At 67.6% G+C, this 5997-nt stretch carries 4 protein-coding genes and 1 pseudogene; 1 reads left to right on the top strand and 4 read right to left on the bottom strand.

Features of this window, described 5'->3' with window-relative positions:
* Positions 1-306: 306 nt before the first annotated feature.
* Positions 307-1245, bottom strand: a complete 939-nt coding sequence (locus C5F44_RS17455) for an alpha/beta hydrolase (RefSeq protein ID WP_107674907.1) — start codon at positions 1243-1245, stop codon at positions 307-309.
* A gap of 95 nt (positions 1246-1340) precedes the next feature.
* Here C5F44_RS17455 and C5F44_RS17450 point away from each other — a divergent pair, with 95 nt between their 5' ends.
* Positions 1341-2270: a LysR family transcriptional regulator gene (locus tag C5F44_RS17450; protein WP_107674905.1), complete on the top strand. Its 930-nt coding sequence runs from the start codon at positions 1341-1343 to the stop codon at positions 2268-2270.
* Here C5F44_RS17450 and C5F44_RS17445 read toward each other — a convergent pair.
* The 3 genes and pseudogenes from C5F44_RS17445 to uxuA form a co-directional block, all read right to left on the bottom strand.
* A pseudogene (locus tag C5F44_RS17445) lies at positions 2263-3113 on the bottom strand (sugar kinase). The gene C5F44_RS17450 and the pseudogene C5F44_RS17445 sit on opposite strands and share 8 nt — an antisense overlap.
* A 29-nt stretch (positions 3114-3142) precedes the next feature.
* Entirely contained in the window at positions 3143-4603 is a 1461-nt protein-coding gene (locus tag C5F44_RS17440) for a mannitol dehydrogenase family protein (protein ID WP_107674903.1), read from the bottom strand.
* Positions 4600-5817, bottom strand: a complete 1218-nt coding sequence (gene uxuA, locus C5F44_RS17435) for a mannonate dehydratase (RefSeq protein WP_107674901.1) — start codon at positions 5815-5817, stop codon at positions 4600-4602. Before uxuA ends, C5F44_RS17440 begins: the two co-directional genes overlap by 4 nt.
* Between the last annotated feature and the right edge of the window lie 180 nt (positions 5818-5997).

Here is a 5997-nt window from a genome sequence, read left to right as displayed (position 1 = left end):
CCACAAGGGCAAGCGCGGCGCGGCGCGAAAGGGAAAGGATCGGCGACATTGTGGTCCTCGTCTTCTTGATCAGGGTCCGGCCAGTGCCGGAAGCCCGCCGGTTATCCTTTGCATCCGCAGCAAGGACAAGGCAGCGGCAGAGAACGTCTTGCCGAAGTTTGTCAGACGGAAGGAACGGGCTTTCCGTTCTGTTGCGGGCGGGAGAATGCCCGTCTTTCCGCGCAGTTGCGGCCTTCGAAGTCGGGGGCCGGGGGGCAGGGCCGCCGTGGTGGCGATGCGGCCCGCCCCCGCCCGGCCAGACCGGGTTCAGCGGTCCAGCGTTTGGGCGATGAAGCCGGACATCAGCGCCATCGCCTGCTCGGCCCCGTCAAGGATGGCAAAACTTGACGGGAAGACATGCGGCATCGCTTCCCAGCGGTGCAGCGAAACCGCATTGCCGGCCTGACGGGATTTCTCGGCATAACGCTCGCTGTCGCCGAGAAGGATTTCGGCGGTGCCGACATGCACCTGAACCGGCGGAAGCCCTGCCAGATTGCCGAACAGCGGTGACACGGCCGGGTTGGCGGGGTTGGCGCCGGCCAGGTAGTTCTGCGCGAAGCCTTCCAGAACCGGGCGGGTCAGATAGAATTCCTCATCCTGACGCGAAACCATCGAACTGCCCGACAGCGTAAGGTCTGTCCAGGGGGACATGGCGACCGCGCCCACCGGCACGGGCATTCCTTCCGGGGCGCGGTGCAGGGCGGCAAGCAGCGAAAGCGTCAGGCCGCCGCCGGCTGAATCTCCTGCGATCAGGATCTTGTCATGGCCTTTGTCCACCAGCCCGGCATAGGCCGCCCGTGCGCTGTCAAGCGCCGCGGGGAAGGGGTGTTCCGGGGCCAGCGGGTAATCTGCGGCAAAGACGTTGATACCCGTGCGCGCGGCGAATTGCCCGGCGAAGTTGCGATAGGCCCAGGCCGAACCGACGCCATAGCCGCCGCCGTGAAGGTAAAGGATTGCCCGGCCCTTCCTTGCGCCCGCAACGCGGCACCAGACACCGGCGACACCGCGCAGGGTTTCCTGTTCATGCGTCACGCCCGCAGCGCCCGGCGTCATTTCCATCATGGCGTCATAGGCCGCCCGGCCTTCGGGGGCCGACAACGTGCCCTTGAACGGTTCCGACTGGCGCCGAAGTTCGGCAAGAACGGCCAGATCGGCGGCCGAGGGCGTGTGGTCGGTCAGGTAGCTTTGCTGGGACGGTTTGGTCATGGTTCGCCTTCCGCGCGATGGATGCTGGATATGGCAGATGTATTGTGTTTCTATTTTGGAACAAGAATCCAAATTTCAGACAGAGCGTGCCAGTTATGGAACACAAGTCAGACCTGAACCTTCTTGCCGCCTTCGATCTTGTTGCGCAGCATCAGGGGTTTGGCCGGGCTGCCGCGGCGTCGGGGCACCCGAAGGCCACCCTGTCGCGGCAAGTGCGGGCGCTTGAGGATGCGCTTGCGCTGCGCCTGATTGACCGGAACGGCCGGGCCTTCGCGCTGACCGATGAAGGGCGCCTGCTGCACCAGAGAACCCACGACCTGCTGGCCGAGGTGGGGGCGGCGATGACCGATCTGGTTCATGATCGCGGGGTGCCGCGCGGCCGGTTGCGCGTCAGTTGCCCGCTGGTGTTCGGGCATCGCTTCATGGGGCGGATCGCCGCCGGGTTCCATCATGCCTTTCCGCAGATCGGGCTGGAGGTCACGGCTACGGACCGGCAGGTCGATCTTGTGGAAGAGGGTTATGATGTTGTCATCCGGGTGAATCCGCCACCGGACAGCCGCCTGGTGGGGCGCTGCATCATGCGGGATCATTCCCATGTCATCGCTTCGCCCGATCTGGCGCTGCCGACGGGCGGAACGGGGCCGGTTCCGGCCATCATGCGCAGTTTCACCCAACAGAACCTTGCGGTTGAAACCCTGCGCGGAACCACGCGAACCGCGCTGACGCTGGCCCCCGCGCTGACGCTGCCTTCGCTGCTGATGCAGCGCGATGCCCTGCTGGCCGGTGGTCTGGCTGCCGTCTTGCCGTATTGGCTGGTTGCCGAAGACATCAAGGCGGGCCGGCTCGCCGATTGGGGCCAGGTGCCGCAGGCGGTGGCCGAGGTCTGGGTCCTGCACGCGGGGCGGCGCCTGACCAGCCTGAAGGTCAAGGCCCTTGTCGATTTCCTTGTCGCCGGCGCGAACGGCGCCTTGCCCCCGCGTGTTCCGCAAGCGGCGGGTTCGGCGGATGCGGCGGCGCCTAGCTGAGCGCCCCGCGGATCGAGACGACATGCCGGGCCAGATCATGCGCGGCGGCAAGGCTGGCCTCGGGCGGGAGCCCGCGGTGGCGGGCCGCGATCCAGCCTGCGTTGAAACTGTCGCCCGCGCCGGTGGTATCCACCGGCGTCACGGCGGTCAGCCGGTGATGGGACAGCACCCCGTTCATTGCCAGCAGCACATCCTGCCCGCCGTTCTTGACCACCACCTCGCGCCCCTGTTCGGCGCCGTAGCGGCGGGCGCAGGCGGCCAGGTCGGCATCGCCGAAATGGGTGGATTCATCTTCAAAGCTGGGCAGGACCATATCGGCAATGGCTGCGGCGCGGGTGATGATGTCGCGCATCGTTGCGGCATCTTCCCACAGGCGCGGGCGCAGGTTCGGATCAAAGAAGATGCGCCGCCCCGCCGCCCGGGCGCGGACCAGCGCCGCCAGCAGCCGGTCGCGCCCTTCGGGGGCAGGATGGCCAGCGTGATGCCGCTGAGATAGACCGTATCGGCCCAATCCAGCGCGCGGGCCAGCGCCGCGGGGTCATCGGCCAGCAGCCGCGCGGCGGACCGATCGCGCCAATATGTGAAGCTGCGCTCGCCATCCTTCAGCGAAATGGCATAGAGCCCCGGCCCGCGCGACGGATCGCGGCGGATGAAACGGGTGTCCACGCCGGATGCGGCAATGAACCCGGCAATCCGGTCTGAGAAGGGATCGGTGCCAAGCGCGGTGAAATAGGCCACCTCGGCCCCGTCGCCCAGTTGGCGCTTGAGGTGCCAGGCGGTGTTGAACGTATCGCCGGCGACATTCAGCGCCCAGAGGGGCGCCTGTTCCGACAGTTCCAGCATGGCCTCGCCCATTGACAGCACGCGCATGGTCATGGCGCCGCTTCGCGGGCGATGACGGCGGTCATGCCCTGGGTCTGGATGTTGTCAAGCAGCGCGCAAAGCTCTGCGCCGAACGGCCCGGTTTGCAACGGCTCTGGCAGGATGTCGGGGCAGACGCCGGCCACCGCGCGGATCAACCCGGCGGGCGTGGTCTGCTGCACGACCGCGGCAGCCAGTGGCGCGGCCTTCGGATCATCAACCGGAATCGGCTGGCCCAAGGCATCGCGCCGGGCCAGCCAGGCCAGCCACGCCGCCAGCGCAAAGGCAAAGGGGCGGGTGGCGGTGCCTGCGGCCAGCGCCTGCAAGGCGGGGGCCGTGATGCGCTGCGGCAGCTTCTGCGTGCCGTCCATGGCGATCTGCGCCGTGGCATGGGCAATGGCGGGGTTGCGGAACCGATCGCACAGGGCCTGGGCATAGGCATCCAGATCCAGCGTCAGCCCCTGAACCGTGGCGGCCGCCGCTGCCAGATGCCGCCGGACCAGCGCCGCATGGGCGGGGTCTGCCATCACATCGCGAACATAGGCCCGGCCCGCCAGTTGGCCGCTGTAGGCCAGCATCGAATGGGCGCCGTTCAGCATGCGCAGTTTCATCTGTTCATAGGGGGCGACATCGCGCACGAACAGGGCGCCGGTCTGGTGCCAGGCGGGGCGACCGGCGCAGAAATCGTCTTCGATCACCCATTGGGTGAAGGGCTCGGTCTCGACCGCGGCCAGATCGGAATGGCCGGTCAGCGCGGCGGCCGTTGCTGCCGTGGCGGGGGTTGCGGCGGGGGTGATCCGGTCCACCATGGTTGAAGGAAAGCTGGCCCTTGTGGCGATCCAGTCGGCCAGATCGGGGCCATGGCAGGCGGTGGCGAATTCCAGCACCGCCGTCCGCAGCTTTTGCCCGTTGTGGGAAAGGTTGTCACAGGACAGCACGGTGAAGGGGGCAAGGTTCGCCGCGCGGCGGGCGGCCAGGGCCGCCGCAATCAGCCCGATCACGCCCGACGGGGCGTCGGGCCGCGCCAGATCGGCCTTGACCGCCGGGTGGTTGCGGTCCAGCCCGCCGGTGCTGGTGATGCCATAGCCCTTTTCGGTGACGGTCAGGCTGACGATGCGACAGGCCGGGTTCCCCATCGCGGCCAGCGCCGCCGCGCCGACATTGGCCCCGGCAAGCACATCCGCCAGCGCGCCGATGACCCGGGCCGAAACGGTTTCGCCCCGCGTGACCAGCGTATAGCGGCCATCCTGCGGGATCAGGCTGTCGGCCACGGCGGTGCCGCGCAATGACACGCCGGTCACCCGCCAGTTGCCCCCCTGCAACGCCAGCGCGGCATCGGTATAGGCCAGCAGATGCGCCCGGGCAAAGTTGCCAAGGCCCAGATGCACGATGCCGGTGCCATGCGCCTCGGGCGTATAGCCCGGCCATTCCGCCGCGCCCTGCGGCACCGCGCCTGACGAAAGCCGGATCATTGCGCCACGCTGACCCCGGGGTGCGCCAGCGCCGTCATGATGCCGCGCAGTTCGGCCAGGCCCTTCAGCCGCCCGATGGCCGGATAGCCGGGCTGCGCCTTGCGCTTGAGGTCATCCAGGATGTCCTGCCCGTGGTCGGGGCGCATCGGGATTTGCCAGTCGGCGCGGCCTTCCGCCTTGCGGCGGCTTTCCTCGGCCAGAACGGCGGCGATCATGGCGACCATGTCGGTGTTGCCTTCCAGATGCGCGGCTTCGTGGAAAGAACCGCCAAGGGCGCGGTCTTCCAGCGCAACATTGCGCAGGTGCAGGAAATGCACCCGGTCCCCCAGGCGGCGCATCATGCCGGGCAGGTCATTGTCAGCCCGCGCCCCGAGCGAGCCGGTACAGAGCGTGATGCCGTTTGCCGGAATATCGACGGCCTCGATGACCGCCTTGTAGTCGGCCTCGGTCGACATGATGCGGGGCAGGCCCAGCAGCGGGAAGGGCGGGTCATCCGGGTGGCAGCAAAGCCGCATCCCGATGTCCTGCGCCAAGGGCGCCACCTCGGCCAGGAAATCAACCAGATGGCTGCGCAGGCGGGTGGCGGAAATGTTGTCGTAATGGGCGAGATGGGTTTTCACATCCTCCATCGACATGCGTTCGGCGGCACCGGGCAGGCCAAAGACCACATTGCCCGCCAGTTCCTGCTTGCGGGCATCGGACATGGCGGCGAAGCGCGCTTCGGCGGCCTTGGCCACCTCGGGCGCATAGCTTTCGGCGGCGCCCTTGCGGTTCAGCAGGAACAGGTCGAAGGCGGCAAAGTCGATGGCATCGAACCGCATGCAGGTGGCCCCGTTCCGCAGCCGGTAGGCCAGATCGGTGCGCGTCCAGTCAAGGATCGGCATGAAGTTGTAGCAGATCACCTCGATCCCGGCATCGCGCAGGTTGCGCATCGAGGTTTTCCAGTTGGCGATATGCGCTTTCCAGTCGCCGGTCTGGCGCTTGATGTCTTCGGACACGGGCAGGCTTTCGACCACCTCCCATTTCAGGCCCGAGGGGGCGCCGTCCTTCATGACCGCCAGCACGGCCTGCCGCTGCGCAATTTCCTCGGGCGACCAGACGGCGCCTGTCGGGACGTGGTGCAGCGCGGTGACCACACCCTCTACGCCCGCCTGCAGCATGTCGTCGATGGAAACCAGATCTTTGGGGCCGAACCAGCGCCAGGTCTGTCTCATGGGGTCGTCTTTCTGTCTGGAAGCGCCGGGCGGTCAGGCGCCGGCAAAGGAAATGTGAACCTTGACCGAGCGGGCGCGGTCGCGGGCGGCGTCAAAGGCGGCCAATGCCTGTTCGGCGGGCCAGGTGCCGGTGATCATCGGGCGCGGGTCAATGGCGCCTGCGCCGATCAGGGCTACGGC

This window comes from Fuscovulum blasticum DSM 2131, assembly GCF_003034965.1.
Lineage (GTDB): Bacteria > Pseudomonadota > Alphaproteobacteria > Rhodobacterales > Rhodobacteraceae > Pseudogemmobacter > Pseudogemmobacter blasticus.
This window is presented reverse-complemented; position numbering and strand designations above follow the sequence as displayed.

Excerpts from the sequence above, each read along its gene's own strand:
- uxuA (WP_107674901.1), bottom strand. The coding sequence starts at position 5,817 with ATGAGACAGACCTGGCGCTGGTTCGGCCCCAAAGATCTGGTTTCCATC.
- C5F44_RS17450 (WP_107674905.1), top strand. The coding sequence starts at position 1,341 with ATGGAACACAAGTCAGACCTGAACCTTCTTGCCGCCTTCGATCTTGTT.
- C5F44_RS17455 (WP_107674907.1), bottom strand. The coding sequence starts at position 1,245 with ATGACCAAACCGTCCCAGCAAAGCTACCTGACCGACCACACGCCCTCG.
- C5F44_RS17440 (WP_107674903.1), bottom strand. The coding sequence starts at position 4,603 with ATGATCCGGCTTTCGTCAGGCGCGGTGCCGCAGGGCGCGGCGGAATGG.